This window comes from Phaeobacter sp. JH20_08, from assembly GCF_048056635.1.
In the GTDB taxonomy this organism is placed as follows: domain Bacteria; phylum Pseudomonadota; class Alphaproteobacteria; order Rhodobacterales; family Rhodobacteraceae; genus Phaeobacter; species Phaeobacter bryozoorum.
Genome location: NZ_JAYMVV010000018.1, coordinates 1 through 22,889 on the forward strand (window position 1 = coordinate 1; position 22,889 = coordinate 22,889).

The 22,889-nt window shown below is 61.2% G+C and carries 24 protein-coding genes; 8 read left to right on the plus strand and 16 right to left on the minus strand.

The window, feature by feature from the left end:
- Positions 1-203: 203 nt before the first annotated feature.
- From VWY75_RS15535 to VWY75_RS15555, 5 genes are all read right to left on the minus strand, one after another.
- Entirely contained in the window at positions 204-1,355 is a 1,152-nt protein-coding gene (locus VWY75_RS15535) for an acyl-CoA dehydrogenase family protein (RefSeq protein ID WP_416536233.1), read from the minus strand.
- A gap of 67 nt (positions 1,356-1,422) precedes the next feature.
- Positions 1,423-1,635, minus strand: coding sequence for a hypothetical protein (locus tag VWY75_RS15540; RefSeq protein WP_416538612.1), 213 nt, complete (start codon positions 1,633-1,635; stop codon positions 1,423-1,425).
- Positions 1,636-1,776: 141 nt separating this feature from the next.
- Positions 1,777-3,558 carry an acyl-CoA dehydrogenase C-terminal domain-containing protein gene (locus tag VWY75_RS15545; protein ID WP_416538613.1) on the minus strand — a complete coding sequence of 594 codons (1,782 nt, stop codon included), beginning with the start codon at positions 3,556-3,558 and terminating at the stop codon, positions 1,777-1,779.
- A gap of 79 nt (positions 3,559-3,637) precedes the next feature.
- Entirely contained in the window at positions 3,638-4,039 is a 402-nt protein-coding gene (locus tag VWY75_RS15550) for a MerR family transcriptional regulator (RefSeq protein ID WP_340545274.1), read from the minus strand.
- Positions 4,040-4,411: 372 nt separating this feature from the next.
- The gene (locus VWY75_RS15555) at positions 4,412-4,789 is read right to left on the minus strand and encodes a MerR family transcriptional regulator (RefSeq protein ID WP_340545275.1); all 378 of its coding nucleotides are present in this window, start codon (positions 4,787-4,789) and stop codon (positions 4,412-4,414) included.
- A 115-nt stretch (positions 4,790-4,904) separates the two neighbouring features.
- On the opposite strand from VWY75_RS15555, the gene VWY75_RS15560 reads away from it, so the two are divergent.
- The 3 genes from VWY75_RS15560 to VWY75_RS15570 are packed head-to-tail and all read left to right on the plus strand — an operon-like array spanning position 4,905 to position 7,227.
- Entirely contained in the window at positions 4,905-5,327 is a 423-nt protein-coding gene (locus VWY75_RS15560; protein ID WP_340545276.1) for a PaaI family thioesterase, read from the plus strand.
- The gene (locus VWY75_RS15565; protein WP_416538614.1) at positions 5,324-5,890 is read left to right on the plus strand and encodes a PaaI family thioesterase; all 567 of its coding nucleotides are present in this window, start codon (positions 5,324-5,326) and stop codon (positions 5,888-5,890) included. The genes VWY75_RS15560 and VWY75_RS15565 overlap by 4 nt, the downstream gene beginning before the upstream one ends.
- A 5-nt stretch (positions 5,891-5,895) precedes the next feature.
- Positions 5,896-7,227, plus strand: coding sequence for an MATE family efflux transporter (locus tag VWY75_RS15570; protein ID WP_416536229.1), 1,332 nt, complete (start codon positions 5,896-5,898; stop codon positions 7,225-7,227).
- A 79-nt stretch (positions 7,228-7,306) separates the two neighbouring features.
- Here the strand turns inward: VWY75_RS15570 and arsC are convergent, their stop codons facing one another.
- Genes arsC through VWY75_RS15585 form a run of 3 tightly spaced genes read right to left on the minus strand, consistent with a single transcriptional unit; the run spans position 7,307 to position 9,038 of the window.
- Entirely contained in the window at positions 7,307-7,648 is a 342-nt protein-coding gene (gene arsC / locus VWY75_RS15575; RefSeq protein WP_340545279.1) for an arsenate reductase (glutaredoxin), read from the minus strand.
- Positions 7,645-8,703: a quinone-dependent dihydroorotate dehydrogenase gene (locus VWY75_RS15580; protein ID WP_416538615.1), complete on the minus strand. Its 1,059-nt coding sequence runs from the start codon at positions 8,701-8,703 to the stop codon at positions 7,645-7,647. The genes arsC and VWY75_RS15580 overlap by 4 nt, the downstream gene beginning before the upstream one ends.
- The gene (locus tag VWY75_RS15585; protein ID WP_416538616.1) at positions 8,700-9,038 is read right to left on the minus strand and encodes a DUF952 domain-containing protein; all 339 of its coding nucleotides are present in this window, start codon (positions 9,036-9,038) and stop codon (positions 8,700-8,702) included. The genes VWY75_RS15580 and VWY75_RS15585 overlap by 4 nt, the downstream gene beginning before the upstream one ends.
- Positions 9,039-9,192: 154 nt before the next feature.
- Here VWY75_RS15585 and VWY75_RS15590 point away from each other — a divergent pair, with 154 nt between their 5' ends.
- Positions 9,193-10,770: a bifunctional metallophosphatase/5'-nucleotidase gene (locus VWY75_RS15590; protein ID WP_416538617.1), complete on the plus strand. Its 1,578-nt coding sequence runs from the start codon at positions 9,193-9,195 to the stop codon at positions 10,768-10,770.
- A 100-nt stretch (positions 10,771-10,870) separates the two neighbouring features.
- Positions 10,871-11,179, plus strand: coding sequence for a DUF1992 domain-containing protein (locus tag VWY75_RS15595; protein WP_416538618.1), 309 nt, complete (start codon positions 10,871-10,873; stop codon positions 11,177-11,179).
- 117 nt (positions 11,180-11,296) lie between these two features.
- On the opposite strand, the gene VWY75_RS15600 is transcribed toward VWY75_RS15595, so the two are convergent.
- Complete coding sequence (locus tag VWY75_RS15600; RefSeq protein WP_416536217.1) at positions 11,297-11,788, minus strand: MarR family winged helix-turn-helix transcriptional regulator; 492 nt, start codon at positions 11,786-11,788, stop codon at positions 11,297-11,299.
- Between the two features lie 163 nt (positions 11,789-11,951).
- Between VWY75_RS15600 and mnmH the strand changes: the two genes are divergently transcribed.
- Positions 11,952-13,004: a tRNA 2-selenouridine(34) synthase MnmH gene (gene mnmH / locus VWY75_RS15605; RefSeq protein ID WP_416538619.1), complete on the plus strand. Its 1,053-nt coding sequence runs from the start codon at positions 11,952-11,954 to the stop codon at positions 13,002-13,004.
- Between the two features lie 8 nt (positions 13,005-13,012).
- On the opposite strand, the gene selD is transcribed toward mnmH, so the two are convergent.
- The 7 genes from selD to VWY75_RS15640 all read right to left on the minus strand — a co-directional run bounded on the left by selD (position 13,013) and on the right by VWY75_RS15640 (position 21,189).
- The gene (gene selD, locus VWY75_RS15610) at positions 13,013-15,172 is read right to left on the minus strand and encodes a selenide, water dikinase SelD (RefSeq protein ID WP_416539153.1); all 2,160 of its coding nucleotides are present in this window, start codon (positions 15,170-15,172) and stop codon (positions 13,013-13,015) included.
- 91 nt (positions 15,173-15,263) lie between these two features.
- A complete protein-coding gene (locus tag VWY75_RS15615; RefSeq protein ID WP_340545286.1) occupies positions 15,264-15,644 on the minus strand; it encodes a Na+/H+ antiporter subunit G in 381 nt (126 codons plus the stop codon).
- Between the two features lie 9 nt (positions 15,645-15,653).
- Positions 15,654-15,923: a K+/H+ antiporter subunit F gene (locus VWY75_RS15620; protein ID WP_014874349.1), complete on the minus strand. Its 270-nt coding sequence runs from the start codon at positions 15,921-15,923 to the stop codon at positions 15,654-15,656.
- Positions 15,920-16,417: a Na+/H+ antiporter subunit E gene (locus VWY75_RS15625; protein WP_340545287.1), complete on the minus strand. Its 498-nt coding sequence runs from the start codon at positions 16,415-16,417 to the stop codon at positions 15,920-15,922. The genes VWY75_RS15620 and VWY75_RS15625 overlap by 4 nt, the downstream gene beginning before the upstream one ends.
- 1 nt (position 16,418) lies before the next feature.
- Positions 16,419-17,975: a monovalent cation/H+ antiporter subunit D gene (locus tag VWY75_RS15630; protein ID WP_340545288.1), complete on the minus strand. Its 1,557-nt coding sequence runs from the start codon at positions 17,973-17,975 to the stop codon at positions 16,419-16,421.
- On the minus strand, positions 17,972-18,325 hold the full coding sequence (locus VWY75_RS15635) for a Na+/H+ antiporter subunit C (RefSeq protein ID WP_340545289.1): 354 nt from the start codon (positions 18,323-18,325) through the stop codon (positions 17,972-17,974). Before VWY75_RS15635 ends, VWY75_RS15630 begins: the two co-directional genes overlap by 4 nt.
- A 2-nt stretch (positions 18,326-18,327) precedes the next feature.
- Positions 18,328-21,189, minus strand: coding sequence for a monovalent cation/H+ antiporter subunit A (locus VWY75_RS15640; RefSeq protein WP_416538620.1), 2,862 nt, complete (start codon positions 21,187-21,189; stop codon positions 18,328-18,330).
- Positions 21,190-21,454: 265 nt separating this feature from the next.
- Here VWY75_RS15640 and VWY75_RS15645 point away from each other — a divergent pair, with 265 nt between their 5' ends.
- Positions 21,455-22,018, plus strand: a complete 564-nt coding sequence (locus VWY75_RS15645) for a rhodanese-like domain-containing protein (RefSeq protein ID WP_416536210.1) — start codon at positions 21,455-21,457, stop codon at positions 22,016-22,018.
- On the plus strand, positions 22,018-22,878 hold the full coding sequence (locus VWY75_RS15650; protein WP_416538621.1) for an alpha/beta hydrolase family esterase: 861 nt from the start codon (positions 22,018-22,020) through the stop codon (positions 22,876-22,878). Before VWY75_RS15645 ends, VWY75_RS15650 begins: the two co-directional genes overlap by 1 nt.
- Positions 22,879-22,889: the final 11 nt, after the last annotated feature.

Here is a 22,889-nt window from a genome sequence, read left to right on the forward strand (position 1 = left end):
GGAGCCTTCACTCCGCATTAAGGTAGATGGCGTCAGCATGGTCCTGCGGAACAGGCTGGAGAGCCGATGACCGTGAAAGGTGACGGCGCGCCGCCCCATTAGGCGGAGAGCTCGGGGGGAGGCGCGTCTCATCCTGTCATCTTTCCCCAAATACTCCCGCCGGAGGCTTCCGGCATCTGCGTCCATATGTGCAGCCCGAAGCCTCACAGGGACCTCGCGATCAATTCCTTCATGATCTCATTGGTGCCGCCATAGATGCGCTGAACGCGGGCATCTGCCCACATCTCGGCCACAGCATATTCCTGCATGAACCCGTAGCCGCCATGCAGCTGGACACATTCGTCGAGCACCTCACCTTGGGTATCGGTGATCCAGTATTTGGCCATCGCCGCCTTTTCCACGGTCAGCTTGCCCTGCAGATGTTCGACCATACATTCATCAAGGAAAGCACGGGCAACCTTTGTTTTTGTCTGGCATTCGACCAGTTTGAACCGGGTGTTCTGAAACTGCGTCAGCGGCCCGCCAAAGGCCTCGCGCTCCTTGCAATAGGCGATCGTGCGTTCAACCGCCCCTTCCATGGCACCGACGGCGCCACAGGCGATGATCAGCCGTTCCTGCGGCAGCTGCTGCATCATCTGGTAAAAGCCCTGACCCTCGGCGCCGCCGAGGATGTTTTCCGGCGCAATCTCGACATTGTCGAAGAAGAGTTCCGAGGTATCTGCGGCATGGCAGCCGATCTTGTCGAGGTTGCGGCCGCGGCTGAAACCCTCTGCGCCATCGGTCTCAACCGCCACCAGCGAGATGCCCTTGGATCCTTCGGTGGGGTCGGTCTTGGCCGCCACCAGGATCAGATTGGCGTGCTGGCCATTGGTGATGAAGGTTTTCTGACCGCTCAGCCGGTAGGCGTTGCCATCTTTGACTGCTTTTGTCTTGATCCGCTGCACGTCGGAGCCGGTGGAGGGTTCGGTCATCGCCAGAGCGCCGACCAGCTCGCCGGTGATCATCCTGGGCAGCCAGCGCTGTTTCTGCTCTTCGGTCCCATAGGCCAGCACGTAATGGGCGACGATGCCGGAATGGATCCCGTGGCCCCAGCTGGCGAGATTGGCGCGGCTGCCTTCAATCAGGATTGCGGCTTCATGGCCGAAATCACCACCGACGCCGCCGTATTCTTCCGGTACGGAGGGGCAGAGCAGGCCAAGGGCACCAGCTTCATTCCAGGTGGAGCGATCCATCATGCCTTGCTTGCGCCAGGTCTCGAATTTCGGCGCCCATTCGCGGGTGATGAACTGGGCGGTCATATCCGCCAGCATCTGATGCTCTTCGGTCATCCAGCTGGATTTTTGCTCTGCGCTCATGGGGCTCCCCTTTGGTGGCTGTCTCGTGCCTTGTGGCATCTGTTTTCTCTGGACGGTGTGGGCCGGCCTATTTCTTGCGATCCTCAAGCTCGGCATTGAAGAGCCGCAGCCGGTGGGTGAGGTTGTCGCGATCTGTGATGCTGTCGAAATTCTCAAACAGGAAGGAGAGGGCTTCGCCTTCGTCGAGGCCGGCCTCCTGCGAAAATCGGCGCAAGCGGCGATAGCCGTCTTCGGTCATCGCTACCGGCAGGCGGCGCGTGAGGCGAAAGCGTTTGGGCATTGTCTCTCCTCCAATTGCGACGCCCTGGTTCTGGCGCCCCGGATGGCCCGGATCGCCTGTTATCCTGCCGCCCCGATGATCAGACGGGGGCGGTGTCGGAGACCCTCACGAAAAGGGGCTCCGAGATGATCAAACTGCGCTTCAGAACTGGTCTGCCGCCAGTGCCATCACCGTGTCGCCGCCGGTCTGGATACGGCTGAGGTGCAGCGCCGTCGCAGGCAGCCTGCGTGCCATGTAATACCGCCCGGTCGCGATTTTTGTCTCGTAGAACGCGGCGTCAGAAGACCCGGCGTCAAGCTCTGCCTGTGCGGCCTTGGCCATCTCCGCCCACATCAGGCCGAGGCAGACGTGACCAAACATGTGCATGAAGTCATAAGACCCAGACAGCGCATTGTTCGGGTTGGTCATGCCGTTTTGCATGAAATACATGCCAGCGGCCTGAAGGTCCTTCGACGCGGCTTTCAGAGGTTCGATGAACTCCTTGCTGTAAGCGTCGGAGATGTCCCCGTTTTCTTTGCAGAAATTCTTCACCATCTCGAAGAAGGCCATGACATGTTTGCCGCCATCCTGCGCCAGCTTGCGGCCGACCAGATCCAGCGCCTGAACGCCATTGGCGCCTTCGTAGATCATCGCGATCCGGGCATCGCGGGTGTATTGCGACATGCCCCATTCTTCGATGTAGCCGTGACCGCCGTAGATCTGCTGTGCCTGAACGGTCATGTCATAACCCTGATCGGTCAGGAAGCCTTTGATGACCGGTGTCAGCAGCGAGATCAGCCCGTCGGCATTCTTATCCTCGGCGCGATGCGCCTGGTCGATCATCTTTGCGCCCCAGAGGATGAATGCGCGCGCGCCTTCGGCAAAGCTTTTCTGATCCATCAGGTTGCGGCGGATGTCCGGGTGGACGATCAGCGGGTCTGCCGGGCCTTCCGGGTTCTTGGCGCCGGTCACATCGCGACCCTGAAGACGGTCCTTGGCATATTCCAAGGCGTTCTGATAGGCGGCGTCGGCCTGAGCCAGACCCTGCATGCCAACGCCGAGGCGGGCTTCGTTCATCATCGTGAACATGGCGCGCATGCCCTTGTGCTCGGTGCCGAGCAGGTAGCCGGTTGCGCTGTCGTAGTTCATCACACAGGTCGAGTTGCCGTGGATGCCCATCTTTTCTTCGATCTTGCCAACGGAGACGCCATTGCGTTCGCCGAGCGAGCCGTCCTCGTTCACCATGAACTTCGGCACGATGAAGAGCGACACGCCTTTGATGCCCTCGGGGCCGCCGGGGATCTTGGCCAGCACCAGATGGATGATGTTGTCGGCCATGTCGTGATCGCCGGAGGAGATGAAGATCTTCTGGCCGGTGATCTTGTAGCTGCCGTCATCCTGCGGTTCGGCCTTCGTGCGCATCAGACCCAGATCGGTGCCGCAGTGCGGTTCGGTCAGGTTCATCGTGCCGGTCCATTCGCAGGACACCATTTTCGGCAGATAGGTATCTTTCTGGGCGTCGCTACCATGGGCGAGGATCGCCGACGCGGCGCCATGGGTCAGGCCCTGATACATGGTGAAGGCCTGGTTCGCAGCGGAGAACATCTCGCCCACGGCTGTGCCCATGATATAGGGCATGTTCTGGCCACCGTATTCTTCCGGCATGTCGAGACCGGTCCAGCCGCCTTCCTTGACCTGCTCAAACGCAGCCTTGAACCCGGTCGGTGTGTAGACGACGCCATTTTCAAGGCGGCAGCCTTCGGTATCGCCGACGGTGTTCAGCGGGTGCAGGACTTCGCTGGAGATCTTGCCTGCTTCTTCCAGCACGGCATTGGTGAAATCGGCGTCCAGCTCGTCATAGCCGGGAATGGCGCTTTCAGAGATCTTCAGAACATTGTGAAGAATGAACTGAGTGTCTTTGATCGGGGCGGTGTAACTGGGCATCGCGGTCCTCGCTGTGGTTCTGCGGTGTCTGTCTGGTTGCCTCTCCCATCGTGGGACAGGCAGGCATGGGGGCCGGGATCTATTCCGCGGCTTCTTGTTTGGCGCTCATCGAGGCGATCACACGTTCGCCCCAACGCAGCTGCTCTTTCAGATCATCAATTGCCTCGTTCAGCTCATCGCGCTGCCGCTCCATATCGGCGAGCCGGTCGCAGGCGATGTCATAGGTGCGGGTCAACTGCGTCAGCTGCTGGTCGCCCATATGATAGAGATTCAGAAGTTGCCGGATTTCCTCGAGGCTGAAGCCAAACCGCTTGCCGCGCAGGATCAGCTTGAGCCGGGCCTGGTCGCGTTTGGTAAAGAGGCGTTTCTGACCCTCGCGGATCGGGAACAGCAACTCCTTGGCTTCGTAAAACCGCAATGTACGCGGCGTAACGCCGAACTCATCGCACATCTGGCGGATGGTCTTGGTTTCATCGGTCATCGTCGTAACTCATAACTGCTGGGTTGTGAGACTAAGGTGAGCAGCTTGCTCGTCGTTTACAACAGCAACTTGACGTTGACGTAAGTTGAACGCTGCGTCACTTTCCGAGGTGACGTAGGATCCACCGAACTGACGCAACGTTACTTCGTTTCGGGTTTGGCTATCAGCCCTTAAAATAGGGCGATCGTGCAAATTACCGACAAAATTATCGGGCTTTTTCGCGTGGATTATGTTCGATTTTTTTGATTGAAACATCCGTCACATGGACGGCAGATCACGCGCTGACGAGCCCGCAGAACGGAAAACACCCCACCAGTCGGCGGGGCGTTGAGTGTCAAAAGCGGATCCGACCTGACGCTTGGTCGGCTGGGATCAGGCGTCTTGTTTCAGCAGGTTGAGCGTGGTGGCTCGCAGGTCGTGGAGTTCCTGAAGCGCTTCGTCGAGCTGTTCGCGCTGCTTGCGCAGCTCTTCCATCTGGCGGTCGGCCATTTCGACAAAGGCGCGATTTTGAGCCTCATCGCCCTCGTTTTCATAGATCAGCAGCCACTGGCGGATCTCTTCGAGCTGGAAGCCGAACTTGCGTCCCCGCATAATCAGCTTCATCCGGGCCCGCTCGCGGGCACCGTAAAACCGCGACCGGCCTTCGCGATCGGGTTGCAACAATTCGATGTACTCATAGTAGCGAAGCGTGCGCGGGGTCACGTCGAATTCGCTGCACATCTCCTTGAATGACAATTTCTGTTCGGTCATTCCGTATCTCCCTTACCCGCAAACTAAGCACAACCGGCAAAGGGTTCAACCGCCGGGGTTGCTCTTCGGCCAAGGTCTGGCCGATAAAGAGGAAAACATAGGAACGGGGAAGCCCATGGTCGACAAGACGCAGCTCGCGCGACAGTTCATAGAAGCCATCCCGCATGCGCAGGAACTGGGGATGACCCTCACGGAACTGGGGGATGGCACGGCCGAGATCGTGATGCCCTATGATGAGAAACTGATCGGCGACCCGGAAACCGGGGTGATCCACGGTGGCGCGGTGTCGGCGCTGATGGATACCTGTTGCGGCGCGGCGGTGATGTGCCACCCGTCGGCGCCGGGCGGCACCGCCACGATCGACCTGCGTATCGACTACATGCGTGCGGCCACCCCCGGGCAGCGGATCGTGACCCGCGCGACCTGTCATCACATGACCCGCAACGTCGCCTTCGTCCGTGCGACGGCGATGGACGAGGATGAGGCACATCCCGTCGCCACGGCGGTTGGCGCCTTTACCGTGGAGGCAAAATTTTGAGCCGCCCCCGTCCCGAACCCGTTCAGGTGGTGAAGCAACGGCGCGACGCTGCCCTCGCCGCGCTTGTGGAATCCGTGCCCTATGCGCGTTTTCTCAACATCACGTTTGATCGTCGCGGCGATGAGCTGACGGCGCAGCTAAATTTCGATCACAAGCTGATCGGTAACCCGTTTCTACCCGCCATCCACGGTGGTGTCACAGCGGCCTTTCTGGAGGTGACAGCCGTGATGACCCTGACCTGGGCCAACCTGTGGGAGCGCATCGAAAGCGGCACGCTCGATGTTGAGGAACTGGCCGCAGGTAAATTGCCACGCCAGCCGAAGACCATTGATTTCACGGTGGATTACCTGCGTTCCGGGCTGCCGAGAGATGCCTATGCACGCGCCACCGTGTCCCGGTCCGGCCGGCGCTATGCCTCGGTCCATGTGGCGGCCTGGCAGGATCACAAGGACAAATTGTTCGCCCAGGCCACGGGCCATTTCCTGATGCCGCAGGAGGCGGCAAAACAGGGGGCTGCCGCGCCGGACTTCGTGGCCGATGCCGCGCCTCGGGACAAGGGCTAGAACGCATGTCCACGGCCAGCGCCGAGGTGCCGGAACCGATCAGCCATGCGCGGGTGCTGAAGATTGCGCTGCCGATTGTACTCTCGAATGCGACGGTGCCTATTCTGGGGGCCGTGGATACCGGAGTTGTTGGCCAGATGGGGCAGGCGGCTCCTATCGGGGCGGTGGGCATCGGTGCGGTCATTCTGGCGACGATCTATTGGATCTTCGGTTTTCTGCGGATGGGCACCACGGGTCTCGCCGCGCAGGCCCGCGGGGCTGGAGACTGGGCAGAAACGGGCGCGCTGCTCACCCGGGGGATCCTGCTGGCCTTTGCTGCGGGCCTTGTGTTCATTGTTGGACAGGTCGCGGTGTTCTGGGGGGCCTTTGCGCTGGCCCCTGCCAGTGCCGAGGTCGAAGGGCTGGCGCGGGATTACCTTCAGATTCGCATCTGGGGTGCCCCAGCTACCATCGCGCTATATGCGGTCACAGGCTGGCTGATCGCGGTTGAACGCACACGCGGTGTTTTTGCCCTGCAAATCTGGATGAACGGTCTCAATATTCTGCTGGATCTCTGGTTCGTGCTGGGGCTGGGCTGGGGAGTCGAAGGGGTCGCGGTCGCAACCCTGATCGCGGAATGGAGCGGTCTTGCGCTGGGGCTGTGGCTGTGCCGCGATGCCTTTGCAGGCAGCCAGTGGCGCAACTGGGCCCGTGTGTTCGATCCTGTGCGGCTGAAACGCATGATGCAGGTCAATGGCGATATCATGATCCGCTCGGTGCTGCTGACCGGATCCTTCACGACCTTTCTGTTCATCGGCGCCGATCTGGGCGATGTGACGCTCGCAGCCAATCAGGTGTTGCTGCAATTCGTTGAGATAACGGCCTTTGCGCTCGACGGTTTTGCCTTTTCTGCCGAGGCGCTGGTGGGCAGCGCGGTCGGTGCAAAGGCGCGGATGCAGCTGCGACGCGCAGCGGTGGTGACCAGCCAATGGGGCGTGGGCGGCGCAATCGCACTGGGGCTGCTGTTCTGGCTGGGCGGTGGTTGGCTCATCGATGTCATGTCCACTTCGCCTGAGGTGCGGGCAGCCGGGCGGGATTACCTGATCTGGGCTGCGATATTACCGCTGCTCAGTGTGGCCAGCTATATGTTCGACGGGATTTACATCGGGGCGACCTGGACGCGGGACATGCGGATCGCGATGCTGCAATCGGTGGCGGTCTACGTTGTGGCCCTGTTGGTTCTGGTGCCGCTCCTCGGCAATCACGGGCTTTGGGCGGCATTGATGGTGTTGAACCTTGCGCGAGGTGCGACGCTTGGTCTGCGCTATCCACGGCTCGAAGCGCAGGTCGGCGCATAGATCGGGGATGGGCTGAAAGAGAGCAGCTGTGTTTCAGATGGCGACTGTTTCAGGCGGCCACTGTTTCGGGCAGCTCCTGTCAGAGAAGTTTTTTCAGCGCTTCGGTAGGACGGCCTATGACGGCTGCTGTTTCCGAAATGGCGATGGGGCGCTCAATCAGGATCGGATGCGCGGCCATCGCCGCGATCAGCGTTGCGTCATCATCCGATGGGCTGAGGTTCTGCTCCCTGAAGGTGGCATCGCCGCTGCGCATCATCTCAATTGCAGTGACACCCAGTTTGGCCTGAACCTCCGCCAGCTCTGCCTCCGAGGGCGCATCTTTCAGATAAAGGCGCAGGGTGACCGCTGTTCCGGCCTCCTCAAGCAGGGCAAGGCCCGCACGGGATTTTGAGCAGCGCGGATTGTGCCAGTAGGTGATCATAGCCAGTCCCCGCGTTTGCTGCCGACGGCATCTGCGACAGTGTCAAAACCGTCGCGGGCCAGCAGCTGGTCCAGCCCGCGCGCGATCTCTCCGGCCAGTGACAGCCCGGTATAGACCATGGCGGTATAAAACTGGACCGCCGATGCGCCGGCGCAGATCTTGGCATAGGCCTGTTCGGCTGTGGAGATGCCGCCCACGCCAATCAGAGGCACCCGACCGTCTAGACGCTCGGAAAGCTGCGCCAGGACGCGGGTGGATTTCTCAAACAGCGGCGCGCCAGACAGGCCGCCCGTTTCGCCACGATGCGCACTGTTCAGCCCGTCGCGATCAAGCGTTGTATTGGTGGCAATCACCGCATCAATACCGGTTTCAAGCGCCACCTCGGCAATATCCTCGATCCCGGTGCGGTCAAGGTCGGGGGCGATTTTCAGGAACACCGGCACCCGCTGGTCCAGCCCGTCCCGCGTCTCAATCACGCCGCTGAGCAGCGCTGACAGGGCGGCCTTGCCCTGCAGATCGCGCAGTTTCTCGGTGTTGGGCGAGGAGACATTCACCGTCGCAAAATCCAGTTGCGCCCCACAATGGGCCAGCACCTTGGCAAAATCGGCAGCGCGGTCGCTGCTGTCCTTGTTGGCCCCAAGGTTGAGGCCGATCACAGCATCGCGCGGGCGGGCCGCAAGACGCTGGCCGATCACGCTCATGCCGTCGTTGTTGAAGCCGAACCTGTTGATAGCCGCCTGATCTTCGGTCAGACGAAACAGGCGCGGCTTGGGGTTGCCGGGTTGCGGGCGCGGCGTCGCGGCCCCCACCTCGATAAAGCCGAACCCGGCCTGAGAGAGCGGGCGCAGTGCTTCGGCGTTCTTGTCAAATCCCGCCGCCAAGCCAACCGGATTTGGCAGGGACAGACCGGCGATCTCGGTCGTAAGACGCTGGGAGGTGACCGGGCCGGGGGCGGGCGTCAGCCCCAGTTTCAGCGCCTTGATCGACAAGCCATGGGCGGTCTCCGGGTCGCAGCGATGCAGCGCACCAAGGGCAAGACGTTCAACGAGGCTCACGCCATATCCTCCGGGAATTGATGGGTGCCGTCGACCAGCGGCAGCGGTCTCGCCCAGACCACATCAGTCATGGTCATCTTGCGGTAGAGATGGGGAAACTCGGCGCCGCCCCGCGACACTTCCCAGCGCAGGTCTAGCCCCAGCCGTTCGGCATCGACCGCAATCAGCCAAAGCCCGTCAACTCCGGCAAAATGCTTGGCTGCGGTCTCCTGGGACTGGTCGGCGGTGGAGAAATGAATGTAACCATCGCTCAGATCGATGGGGGCGCCGAGGGTCTCACCCTCTGCCTGAAGGGTGGTCCATTCGTCGGTGCGGAAGATTTTATAGATGAGCATGGCGCGGTGATGCCCTGCGCGCAGAGGTGAATCAAGGCTGAATATGATCGGTCTTGACGCAAAGACAGCACGGCGATGAATTTTTCCCCTTTGACTGCGCCCGCATTTCCCCTCACCATCCGGCAATAGAAAAATAATAAGGGAGTATGTTTCCATGATGACGCGTTTTCTGACGTCTGTTGCCGCGCTTGGCCTGACGGCGGGCGTAGCCGCAGCCGACTACAAGCTGACCATCCTGCACACCAATGACTTTCATTCGCGGTTTGAGCCGATCAGCAAGTATGACAGCGGCTGCCGCGAAGGGGACAATGCCGAGGGCAAGTGCTTTGGCGGATCGGCACGTCTGGTAACTGCGCTGGCGGATGCGCGCGCGCGCAGCAACAACAGCATTCTTGTTGATGGTGGCGACCAGTTTCAGGGCTCGCTCTACTACACCTACTACAAGGGCAAAGTTGCCGCCGAGATGATGAATAAGCTTGGATATGACGGCATGACTGTCGGCAACCACGAGTTCGATGATGGCCCCGAGGTCCTGCGCGGGTTCATGGATTCGGTTCAGTTTCCGGTTCTGATGTCCAATGCCGATGTCAGCGCTGAGCCTGCCTTGGCCGGTGTGCTGAAGAAATCCACCGTGATCGAACGCGGCGGTGAAAAGATCGGCCTGATCGGCCTCACTCCCGAAGATACGCCCGATCTGGCCAGCCCGGGCAAAAACATCACCTTCACCAACCCGGTTGATGCCGTGCAGGGGGAGGTCGACCGGCTGACCGCCGAGGGCGTCAACAAGATCATCGTGCTGAGCCATTCGGGCTATGCCGTGGATCAGCGCGTTGCGGCGGGCACCACGGGTGTGGACGTCATCGTGGGTGGGCACAGCAACACCTATCTTTCCAACACTTCGGAAGATGCTTCAGGGCCATACCCGACCATGGTCAATGATGTGGCCATCGTGCAGGCCTATGCCTATGGCAAGTTCCTGGGTGAGCTGAACGTGACCTTCGATGATGCAGGCAATGTCGTCGAAGCGGTTGGCGAACCTCTGATTATGGATGGCACCGTCACCGAGGATGCGGATACCGTCGCACGCATCGCCGAGCTGGCCAAACCGCTGGACGAGATCCGCAACAAGGTTGTCGCCGAGAGCGCAGAAGCTGTTGACGGCGACCGCGACAATTGCCGTGTTCAGGAATGCCAGATGGGCAACCTGGTGGCCGATGCGATGCTGGACCGAGTGAAGGATCAGGGTGTCAGCATTGCGATTGCCAACTCGGGCGGTATCCGTGCGAGCCTGGAGCCGGGCGAGGTCACGATGGGAGAGGTCCTGACGGTCCTGCCGTTCCAGAACACGCTCTCGACCTTTGAAATCACTGGCGAGGACGTCATCGCGGCCCTGGAAAACGGGGTGAGCCAGGTTGAAGAGGTCAAGGGCCGCTTCCCGCAGGTCGCTGGTCTGAAATTCACCTGGGATCCGTCGGTTGCACCCAATGAGGGCCGCATTCAGGAGGTCATGGTGAGCGAAGGCGACAGCTTCGTGCCGATTGATCCGACCAAGACCTATGTTGTCGTGACAAACAACTACGTCCGCAATGGCGGTGATGGCTACAAGGTCTTCGCAGGCGACGACAAGAACGCCTATGACTTTGGCCCGGATCTGGCGGATGTCATGGCAGAGTATCTGGTCGAGAACTCCCCCTATAAGCCCTACACCGACGGCCGCATCAGCCAGAAGTGACCGGGCGCAGCTATTGCGCTGCCTCAACAATCCAGACTGGACCGCGCCGTATCTTCGGCGCGGTCTTTGTTTTTCCTGTCAGCTGCGACATAACACCGTTATGGATCACCCCCTGATTGACCTTATCAACGCGCGTATCCAGAAGGCGGAGGCCGATGGCGCTTTTGACAACCTGTCAGGAGCGGGCAAACCGTTGCCACCGGTTGACGACCCGGAGAATGCGCTGGTCAACCGATTGATCAAGGAGAGCGGCGGTGTGCCGGAGTTCGTCACGCTGTCGCGCACGCTTGCGGTTCTGCGCCAACAGCTTGCCGATACCGGCGACCGTTCAAAACGCCGTGATATCATGAAAGAAATGACAATTCTGGAAGCCCGCATCGACCTCGCGCGCGAGGCCTATGGTCGATAACCAGCGTTGCACGCTATCTGGCTAGGGCATTGACGGTGCTGTTCGGGTCCTGCGTCGGCAGCTTGTTATCCGCTACTCACCATATGGCTGCCGGGCCGTCTCCGCGCGATAGCGGGGTCAGAATTCCTTCTGCGAGCCTGTTTGCGCGCGGTGCGGAGCGCGGCGCAGCCGGTCGCCGATCTGGGTCGCCTTGGTCAACAATGTGGTGATCTGAACCTGCTCCGCCGGGCTGAGGCCGGTCAGGATTTCGGACTGTAGCGCCTCGACAATCGGCATGGCTTTGTTCAGGAGCGACTGGCCAGCCTCCGTCAGGGTGACAACGCGCGCACGTCTATCAGCTGGAGAAATATCACGCCGGATCAGCCCCTTGGCCTCTAGCCGGTCGATCACTTTTCCAAGCGTTGCGCGGTCATAGGCAATGCGGGCCGCGATTGTTGCCTGATCAACACCGGGTTCGTGGGCCAGGGCGTCAATCGCGGCAAACTGTACCGGTGTCAGGTCGATGTCATTGCGCGCCATATGATCCGCAAACAGGGCAACAGAGATCTGGTGCAACCGCCGGATCAGATGACCGGGGAACTGCAAGGTATCTATCTGTGGCTCTGCCATGTCCTGCCTCCCGCTGGAAAAAGCATCCAGTTCACATCCGGGAACCGGCTGTGATCGGTTTATAGATAGAATTTCAAACGAATCTTTGATCCATAATAAAATGTTTAAGGTATAAAGGGAATGCGACTTTTCCTTGCGCGCGCGGCGCGGTAGATCATCAGACATGGCCCTTCGTTTTACATCGCTATCCGAAATTCTCGATCAAGACTACGATTGTGTCATCGACGTGCGGAGTCCCGCCGAATTTGCTGAGGATCACTGGCCCGGGGCCATAAACCTGCCGGTTCTGGATAATGAAGAGCGCGCCGAAGTTGGCACGATCTATGTCCAGCAAAGTCCGTTTCTGGCCCGCAAGGTCGGTGCCGCGAAGGTGTTTCGCAATGCTGCCGACCATATTGAGCAACGGCTGAGCCATCATCCGGGATCCTGGCGCCCGCTGGTCTACTGTTGGCGCGGCGGGCAACGGTCCGGCAGTTTTACCTGGCTGTTGCAGCAGATTGGATGGCGGGCGGATGTGGTCGAGGGCGGCTACCAAAGTTACCGCAGACTGGTCCATAATTATCTCTATAAAGCAGCGTTGCCGCATCGTTTCGTGGCGCTGGATGGCTACACGGGCACCGCAAAAACCGATATCCTCCAGCGTGTTGGACTGCTTGGCGCACAGGTGCTGGACCTCGAGGGGCTGGCACATCATCGTGGCTCGCTGCTTGGCGATCACCCAACCCCGCAGCCCAGCCAGAAGGCGTTTGAATCCGCATTGGCCGGTCAACTGGCACGGATGAACCCGGAACGCCCGGTGCTGGTGGAGGCGGAGTCGAGCAAGATCGGCGCACGGATCATCCCACCGCAGCTCTGGGCGGCCATGAAACGGGCTCCGCGGATCGAGATCCACGCACCTGTGGCGGCGCGTTGTCGATACTTGCTGGCGGGTTATGATGATATTCTGTCAAACACGGAGATGCTGCGCGTGCGTCTCGATGGGTTGCGGGCACATCGCTCCAATGCGGTGGTCGATGGCTGGTTGCAGAGGATTGCCGAAGGCGACAAACCGGCGCTGACGGAGGCGCTCATCACGCAGCATTACGACCCCGCCTATGAGACTGCGCGCCGGGCCATCGGTGCCGATGTGATAACCACGCTGGGGGCAACCGACCTGCGGGGGCCAGATCTGGACCGGCTGGCCGCGGATCTGCGTCTTGAGCTGGACCGGCTATAGCCGCGACTTCAGATCAGCGTGATCGCGCCCGCAGAGCCGGTGATATGGCCGATGATCGCGGCCTCAGCTGCGTATCTGCGGAGTTCGGGTAAGAGCGCCTGGGCCTGATCGCGCGGCAGTGCGGCCAGCAGGCCACCGGCAGTCTGCGGATCGAACAGCAGATCCTGTGGCCCGCCGGTGGTTATCTGCGGCAAAAGCGCGGCATCTTCTTCAAAGAGCGAGGATCTGACCCCGCGTGCTGTCAATGCAGCGGCACCGGGCAGCGCAGGAATTGCCCCGAGGTCCAGTTCAGCTCCAACAGCGGAGGCTTCGCAAATCCCCAGCAGATGGCCCAGCAGGCCAAATCCGGTCACATCGGTCATCGCATGTGCGGCGTGCAGAAGCTCGGCGGTCTTGTCCTGCGACTGGCTCATCGACGTCAATGCCGCGGCGACCCAGGCACCCTCGGCCTTTCCCACCATTTCCGCCGCCATGATCACCCCGGTGCCCAGCGGTTTTGTCAGGATCAGGGCGTCACCCGGCTGTGCCCCGGCCAGGGTGATGGGCGCCGCGTCGCATAGTCCGGTCACGGTAAACCCTATGGTCAGCTCGTCTCCCACGGAGGTGTGGCCACCAACGATCTCGGCGCCGGCTTTCCTCAGGATGTCACCGGCGGCAGACATGATTTCATCAAGGGTCCGGGCCTGAAGTTCCGCCGACAGTCGGGGCAGGATCAAGTTGGCGGTCGCGGCCTGCGGCTCGGCGCCCATCGCCCAGATATCGCCAAGCGCATGGACCGCCGCGATACGGGCCATCACCACCGGGTCAGCGGTAAAGGCCCGCAGGTGATCTGTGCTGATCACCTGCCTTTGCCCGCCCGTTATCAGCAGCGCGGCGTCATCACCGGGAAGCGGGGTGATGTCCGTGCGCTGAGTATTCGGCTGCGATCGGAGCGTCGCCTTGAGCGTGTGCGCGCCAACCTTGGCACCGCAACCTCCGCACATCGGTTTATGGCCAAGCGCCTCTGGCAGATCATGGGTGTGTTCGGGGGGCAGCGCCGGCTGATCCATCTGCGGCAGATCACGGAACTGCGCCATGAAGCTCTGATCGATGTGATCTTTCCAGCGCCAGATCCAACCGCCCGAAAAGGTCTGTCCAAAGCGTTCTCCAACAGCGGTTTTGCCGCCCATCGAGATCAGTTTCAGATAGTCTTTCTGCGGGCGGTAGCGGCGCAGAGGATCCCGCGTCAGGCTGGCGCGCAGATTATGATAGAGGATCGGCGCCTGACGCACCGCATAGACCCCGGCCTTCGGACGCGGGTCGGGGCTGAAATGAGCACAGTCGCCGGTAGCAAAGACGCCTTTGCGACTGGTCTGCAAATAGGCATCAACCGAGAGAAACCCGTCGTGCAGGTCCAGCCCGGTTTCGTTGAGCCAGGGGTAGGGACGTGCACCCGCAGCCCCGGTTGTGAAATCGGACCGGATTGCGCGGCCGTCCGCCAGCAACACATGAGTGGCCTCGATCTGGGCAATCTTCGTGTGTTCTATCACGGTGACGTCAAGACCGCGCAGCGCAGCGCGCAGCCGGGCGCTGGACTTGGTGCCGGTGTCAGTCAGGATTTCGCTGCGATCAATCAACGTGGCTTGCACCGTCCGGCCCCGGGCCCGCAGCGCATGGGCCATGGCGAGGATCAGCTCCACTCCGGCCACACCGCCACCGATCACCGCAACATGGGCGGCGCTGTCGCCGTGCAGATACGCGGCCCAGCTTTCCGCAAAACGGCCGAGTGGTTTTGCCGGGATCGCATGGTCATCAAATCCCGGCATATCGGGCATGGCAGAGGTGATGCCCAGGTTGATTGCGGCAATGTCATAGGCAATTGGGGGGCGGCCCGAGACATGGACCTCGCGTCTATCGGTGTCGATGTGATCAGCCGCCCCGAGCACCAATCGCGCCCCGGCAAAGCGTGCCAGCTTCACCAGATCAATATCCAACGCCTCGCGCGCGTAATGCCCGGCGACAAAGCCCGGCAACATGCCGGAGTAGGGGGCGGTCGGACCGGGGTTGATCACGGTCAGGCGCGCTCCGGCGAGGGGCCGCATACCCCATTTGCGCAGCACCAGCGCATGGGTGTGGCCGCCGCCGATCAATACCACGTCTTTGGTCAGGGGGAGGGGGGCTGCGTGCATCATCTATGTGTCACCGGGCTGGGCTGGCTCACCCGGACAGGCTCCGCCCCGGATGAAAGACCCCCGCCGGACTGGCGGGGGCGCTGGGAGATCAGACCTCTGGGCCGATCACTTCGTTTTCGGGCAGTTTATGCGTCGCCCATATCTTGTCTTTACCCGCGTCTGGCAGGCTGTCTGGCGTGTCGTGCCGGTGGATGTGAACCTTGGCAATGAAATTTGCCGTGATCGGCGCCGTCAGGAACAGAAATAGCGTAATCATCAGCTCATGCACCGACAGGTGGTATTCGTAGACGGCGGCATGGGTCATCGAGGCCAGCAGCACACCGCCAACGCCCAGCGTCGTCGCCTTGGTGGGCGCGTGCAGCCGGGACATGCGGTCGTTGAGCTTCAACAGGCCAAATGATCCCACGATACCGAAGATGCCGCCGATCACGAGAAATCCGGCGATCACGATGTCAAAGAACAGGTCCATGATCTCTCCTCACTCGATGATATTGCCGCGCAGGATGAAGCGCGCATAGGCCACTGTGGACACGAAGCCCAGCATGGCGATGATCATTGCCGCCTCAAAGAAGATCTCGGTTCCCAGCGCCAGCCCATAGAGCACCATCAGCGCGATGGCGTTGATGAACATCGTATCCAGCGCCAGGATCCGGTCGGCAACATCCTCGGCGGAGACAACTTTCCACAGGTTCATCAGCAGCGACAGCGCAAAGCAGACAAACGCAAAGATTGCAGCTGTTTCGATCATTCGAAAATCTCCTTCAGGCGGCGTTCGTAGCGGTCCTTGATCTCGTCGCGCACCGCTTCGGGGTCCGGCGCGTCAAGGCAGTGGACCAGCAGCGCATGACCTTCGGCTGAGAGATCGGCAGAGACGGTCCCCGGTGTCATGGTGATGGTCGCTGCCAGCACCGTGATCGCTTCGGGTGTGCGCAGGTCCAGCGGGATCGTCACCCAATTGGGGTGGCGGCTGGCATTGGATTTGAACAGGACGATCTTGGCCACCACCAGATTGGCCACCACGATATCATAGAGTACGATGAGGATGTAGCCGACGATCTTCACTGGGCCTTTCATCTTCAGCTGTTGGGGCCAGTAGGGCTGTGTCAGGAAGGGGATCAAAACCCCGAGCATGAACCCGAACACCAGCGAGTTGAGCGACCAGCCATTCACCAGCAACAGCCAGGTTGCGGTCAGCACCAGTGTCAGGATCGGGTGTGGCAGTACGCGGCGCATCAGCTTCATTTCAAAGCCCCCCAAGGACGGTTTCGATGTAGGCGGTTGGGGTGAACAGCTGGGCCGCCGTGGCGTCGGCATAGCGGGTCATCGGCCCGGCAAAGAGGGTGAGCAGCACAATCGCCCCCATCAGCCCAAAGCAGACAACTAGCGGCAGGACCGGCGCCGCCGCTGGGGCTGCGGTGGGGTTGCCGTCGAGAAGATCCTCGTCACCTGCATCGGATGCGACCGTGCCGTCGGTTGCCTGCAGGCCATGGCTTTTCCAGAAGATCAGCGTGCCTGCACGAGCCAGACCAACGATGGTCACAAGCGAGCCGAGCAGAATGACCGCCCAGATCCACCAGACCAGGTCATGATCGCGCGCGGCGTCCATCACCAGCAGCTTACCGATGAAGCCGGAAACTGGTGGCATACCGGCCAGCGCGATAGCGGCGATAAAGAACATCACCGACAGCAAGCCGCTCTGCGGCATCAGACGAAGGGCGGCAATAGCACCGCCCTGACGTTCCATGACCTGATCGGCAATCAGGAACATCAGCGCCGTCGCCAGCGTCGAATGGACGATGTAGTAGAGAGCGGCTCCGGTTGCGGCAGGGGTGAACAGGGCAATGGAAATCAGCAGTGTCCCCATCGAGGTGATCGCCCCAAAGGCGACCAGTCGCCCGATCTCGCGCGAGCCGAGGACACCGATGGCGCCGACGACCAGCGTGACCATGGCGGCAGGCAGCAGCCAATCGCCGACCAGCCCTTCGGTGATCGCAACATCCGGGCCAAAGATCAGCGTGTAGACTCGCAGGATTGCATAGGCGCCGACCTTTGTCATGATCGCAAACAGCGCGGCCACCGGCAGCGGGGCATGGCTGTAGGAGGCGGGCAGCCAGAAATGCAGCGGCAGCACCGCAGCCTTGATCGCGAAGACCAGCAGCAGCATGACCGCACCAACGCGCAGCAGGGCGGTTTCCTCGCCCGACATCTCGGCCACGCGCACCGCCAGATCGGCCATGTTCAGAGTGCCGGTGACGGCGTAGATCGTGCCGAGCGCAAACAGGAACAGGGTCGAGCCCAGGAGGTTGTAGACCACATATTGCACGCCGGCCTGAAACCGCTTGGCGCCGCCTGCGTGGATCATCAACCCGTAGGAGGCAATCAGCAGCACTTCGAAGAACACGAACAGGTTGAAGGCATCGCCCGTCATGAAGGCGCCGAGAATGCCCATGATCTGGAACTGGAACAGCGCGTGGAAATTGGCGCCGCGAGAATCCCAGCCGGTGCCAATCGCGTAGAGCACGACAGCCAGCGCCAGAACCGATGTCAGCACGATCATCATTGCCGACAGGCGATCCAGCACCAGCACGATGCCAAAAGGCGCAGGCCAGTCGCCCAGCTCATAGACCTGCACGGTGCCGTCGGCGGCCTGCGCTGCCAGCGCCAGGGTCAGGCAGAGCACCAGCAGGCTGCTGGCGACCGAGAAGATCCGTTGCAGGTCCAGATGGTAGCGCAGGACCATGATAATAAAGGGCGCGACGATTGCCGGCAGGACAATCGGCGCAATCACGAGGTGGTTCATGCGTCATCTCCAACTTTGGCATCATCATCGCTGAGATTGATCCGGTCATCCTGCGACGACAGATAGGCCCCCAGCGCAATCATCACCACAACGGCCGTCATGCCAAAGGAGATCACGATTGCGGTCAGCACCAGAGCCTGCGGCAGCGGGTCGGTATAGGGGACCTCTTCGTATTTATTGAGGATCGCAGGGGCGTTGGTCATCAAGCGGCCAGTGGCAAACAGGAACACGTTCACCGCATAGGAGATCAGTGACAGCCCGAGGATGACGGGAAAGCTGCGTCGGCGCAGGATCAGGTAGATGCCGGCCGCGGTCAGGACGCCCACGGCCGAAGCGACTAGAATTTCCATAGTCAGCCCTCGTTCTCGGTCATGGCCACGTCATCGCGGGCCGGGTTGATATCCATCGCGTGGGTGCTGTCGGTGCCAGGCTGCCAGGCAAAGCGTGACAGGCTCTCCAGCGCCAGCAGCACAGCGCCAACAACTGCCAGAAACACGCCAAGGTCGAACAGCGCAGCAGTTGCCCATTCAAATTCTTCCAGCGGTTCCCAGTGGATGTACCCAAAGGCGCTGGTCAGGAAGGGCTTGCCGCTGAACCATGATCCCATGCCGGTTGCGGCGGCGATCAGCACACCGGATCCGATGATGCCATGATAGGGGTAGCGCTGCCGCTCGGTCGCCCAGGCAAAGCCCGACGCCATATATTGCATGATGACCGCAATCGCCGCGATCAGCCCGGCGATAAAGCCGCCACCGGGCAGGTTGTGCCCCCGGAAGAAGATATAGGCCGCCACCATCAGCGCCAGCGGCATCATCACGCGTGTCGCCACCACCATCATCATCGGATGCGAGTCACCGGCCTGCGGCAGATCGGGCTTGCGGTTCAGCAGATAGGCCCGCACGCGGGTGCCCAGCACCGCCTCGGTCAGCGCAAAGATCACCAGCGCGGCAATGCCAAGAACGATGATCTCGCCAAAGGTGTCGAAGCCTCGGAAATCCACCAGGATCACATTGACGACATTGGTGCCGCCGCCGCCCTTGTAGGAGTTTTCAAGGTGGAAGCCGGAAATCGTCTCACCGATGAAATCACGGGTCATCAGTGCATAGATCAGCCCCGCAACCCCAAGGCCTGAGATGCCGGCAATGGAGATGTCACGCAGGCGGGCGCCGCCAGAGCTTTCGACCGGGGTTTCCTTGGGCATGAAGTTCAGCGCCAGCAGCATCAGAATGATGGTGACCACTTCGACCGAAATCTGCGTCAGAGCGAGATCCGGCGCTGACATGTAGTTAAAGCCCATCGACACCACCAGTCCAACAACGCCGATCAGCACCAGCGCCAGCAGGCGGTTGCGGTGCATGGCAACCAGAAAACCGGTTGCGATCAGCAGGCTGGCCCAGCCAAGGATCGGGATCAGCCCGACATCCTGAAGGCTGCGGGTCGGCGCCGCCAATGTGCCGGATTGATAGGCATAGAAGGACAGTACCGCGGTAAAGGTGATCATGATCCCGGCATAGCGTGGCATCGAGCCATTGTGCATCCCGTCGGTAATGGCACGCGAAAGCCGTGTGAGCGCGCCGATCAGCGCCTCGAAAATCACCTTCGCCTCCGGGCGCGGTGCGGCATCCCACATACGCATCAGCGGTTTGTGCAGCATCAGCAGGACGGCACCCCCGGCAACCGCCGCCATCGACATATAAAGCGCCGGAGTAAATCCGTGCCAGAGTTTCAGCGAATAATAGGGCAGTTTCTCGCCACCAATCACGGCAGAGGCCGCAGTGGCCACCAACGGCCCGACGATCTTGGCCGAGAACAGGCCGATCAGCACGACAAGACCAACCAGAAACGCAGGGGCCAGCCACATGCCGGTGCCGGGATCATGCGGGGTCGCAGGGTAGTCGTCACGCCTTGGCCCGAGGAAGACATGGGCGATGAAGCGGAACGAATAGGCGGCGGAGAACAAGGCCCCCAATAGCGCTAGGCCCGGCACCAGATAATGTGAACCCGCCCAGACCGTGTGAACGGTTTCCTCCAGCATCATCTCCTTCGACAGGAAACCGTTGAAGGGCGGAATGCCAGCCATCGACAGGGCCGCGACTGTGGCGATGGCAAAGGTGATCGGCATCAGGTGCCGCAGGCCGCCCAGCCGTTTGATGTCGCGGGTGTGGGCCTCGTGGTCGACAATGCCCGCGCTCATAAACAGAGCCGCCTTGAAGGTGGCATGGTTGATGATGTGGAAAACGGCGGCGACGGCAGCAAATTTGGTGCCGAACCCCAGCAGCATGGTGATCAGGCCCAGGTGGCTGACGGTGGAAAACGCCAGAAGCGCCTTCAGATCATCCTTGAACAGGGCAATGATCGCCCCCAGCACCATCGTGATCAGACCCGTCGTTGCGACGATGTAGAACCATTCCGGCGTACCGGCCAACACAGGCCACATCCGCGCCATCAGGAACAGGCCTGCCTTCACCATGGTTGCGGAGTGGAGATAGGCCGACACCGGCGTCGGTGCGGCCATGGCGTGCGGCAGCCAGAAATGAAACGGGAACTGCGCCGATTTGGTGAAGGCGCCAATCAGGATCAGGATCAGGGCCGGCAGATAGAGCGGCGAAGCCTGAATGACCTCCTTTGCGCCCAGGATCACGGTCAGATCATAAGACCCGACGATATTGCCGAGGATCAGCATGCCACCGATCATGGCAAGGCCACCGGCGCCGGTAACAGTCAGCGCCATTCGCGCGCCCTGACGTCCTTCGGGCAGATGCTTCCAGTAGCCGATCAGCAGGAAGGAACTGAGCGACGTCAGCTCCCAGAAGATCAGCAGCAGCAGAATGTTGTCCGAGGTGACAATCCCCACCATCGCGCCCTGAAACAGCAGCAGATAGGTGTAGAAATTACCCATCGGATCCTCGCGCGACAGGTAGAACCGGGCATAGAGGATGATCAGCAGGCCAATTCCAAGGATCAGCCCGGCAAAGAGAAAGCCCAGGCCGTCGAGGAAGAAATTGGCATTCAGCCCAAGCGCCGGCAGCCAGTCGAATTGCGCCTGAATAACTTCGCCGCGCATCACCGCCGGGGCGTGCAGCATCAGTCCGACAAACGCGAGCAATGTTGTCAGGCCTGCCGCCGATGCCGAGGCATTGCGCCCGGCACGGATCAATAGCGCGGGGAATACCGCGCCGAGAAAGGGCAGGGCTGCAATCAGGAACAGGGACACGTGCGGTTCTCCTCCATGCACAAGGCCAGATCGTTTGGTGCCTAAGCAATTTTTCGCAACTGTGCCAGCCCCGACCGCGCCTGCAAACCCTGCAAAGGCAGCGATCCGGTGAGTTTTTTTTCCCGCCGCAGCAATTTGGCGCGGCCCGGTGTCAGGTTGACAACAACTTGATCACCATGCGGGATGTCTCAGGCTGAACACTTTGCAGGAACCTGCTAGGTCTTGGGTCATGTAGGACGGCGCCGGCAGCGCGGGGAGAGGCCAGATGTCGCATTCTCAATCAAAACGGTCAGATAACTCCGGCCCTCAGACTGATGGCGCGGACAGTGACCCGGCAGCTGAGGCGGAGGCGGGTGATCCGTTGATCTCGCGGCGTCGATTGCTGCAGGCCGGTGTGGCCTTCGCCGGGATCGCCATTGCGGGGGGCGGTGGATATACATGGTGGCGCAGGCAACCCCCGGCCCATGACCGTCCCCGCCTGTCGGTTGAGGACGCATTTGCCAGGGCCAAGGCGGGGGAGCTGATCCTGGTAGATATCCGCACACCGCGTGAGTGGCGGGCCAGCGGTGTGCCAGTGGGCAGCCATCAGATCGACATGCGGCGTGAGGATTTTCTGGCCGCGCTTGATCGCGTCACCGGTGGTGATCGCAGCGCGCCGCTGGCCCTGATCTGCGCGCGCGGTGTGCGCTCCGCCCGGGTGACGCTGGCGCTGGACGCGGCCGGTTATACAAATGTGATCGACGTGCCGGAGGGGATGCTCGGCTCCGCCGCCGGGCCGGGATGGCTGCGCAGCAATCTGCCGGTCGCGCGCTGGACGGGGCAGGGCTGATGAAACAGGTGATAGCAGGTATGTGGCGCCTCTGGCCGGGCGTAAGCGTTGCTCTGTCGGGCCTGCTTTTCGGCTCGGCGGTACAGGCTGGATGCGGGCCCCTCGCCGATGCCTGCCAGATTGACGGGGGCGACTATCACATCGTGCTGCCGGATACCGGCGATGAGAAAGCGCTGCCGGCGGTGATGTTCCTGCACGGCTACGGCGGGTCGGGTGAGGCTGCACTGCGCAATCGCGCGATGGTCGATGGGTTGAACGATCGGGGCTACGCGGTGATCGCCCCCACGGCGCTGCCGCGCGATCCCGGTGGCCCTCGCTCTTGGGCGTTCTTGCCGGATTTCGGTGGCCGCGACGAATCCGCGTTTTTTGAGGCGGTGCTGGCAGATGCTGAACATAGGTTTAATATCGACCGGAAATCCGTTGTTTTATCAGGATTTTCCGCAGGCGCCTTCATGGTCAGCTATCTGGCCTGTGCAACCCCCGATCAATTTGCCGCTTACGCAACGATTGCGGGCAGTTTCTGGCGGCCGCAGCCTGAGAGCTGCACCGGTCCGGTGCGTTTGATGCACACTCACGGATGGCGCGATGAGGTGGTGCCGCTGGAAGGCCGATACCTTGGCAATCGTCGTTTCCAGCAGGGAGATATCTTTGCCGGGCTTGAGCTGTGGCGCGATACCAACGGCTGCACGACACATGCGCCAAGCCACAGCGGATCTGAAGGTGGCACCCTGCGGCGCCGATGGGCCTGCGGTACAGGCGCAGATATCGACGTGGTGCTTTTCGACGGCGGGCACCGGGTGCCGGAGGGCTGGGCCGCATGGCTTGCCGATTGGTTCGAGGATCGCCCGCTGTCGCAGTAGTGCAACATATG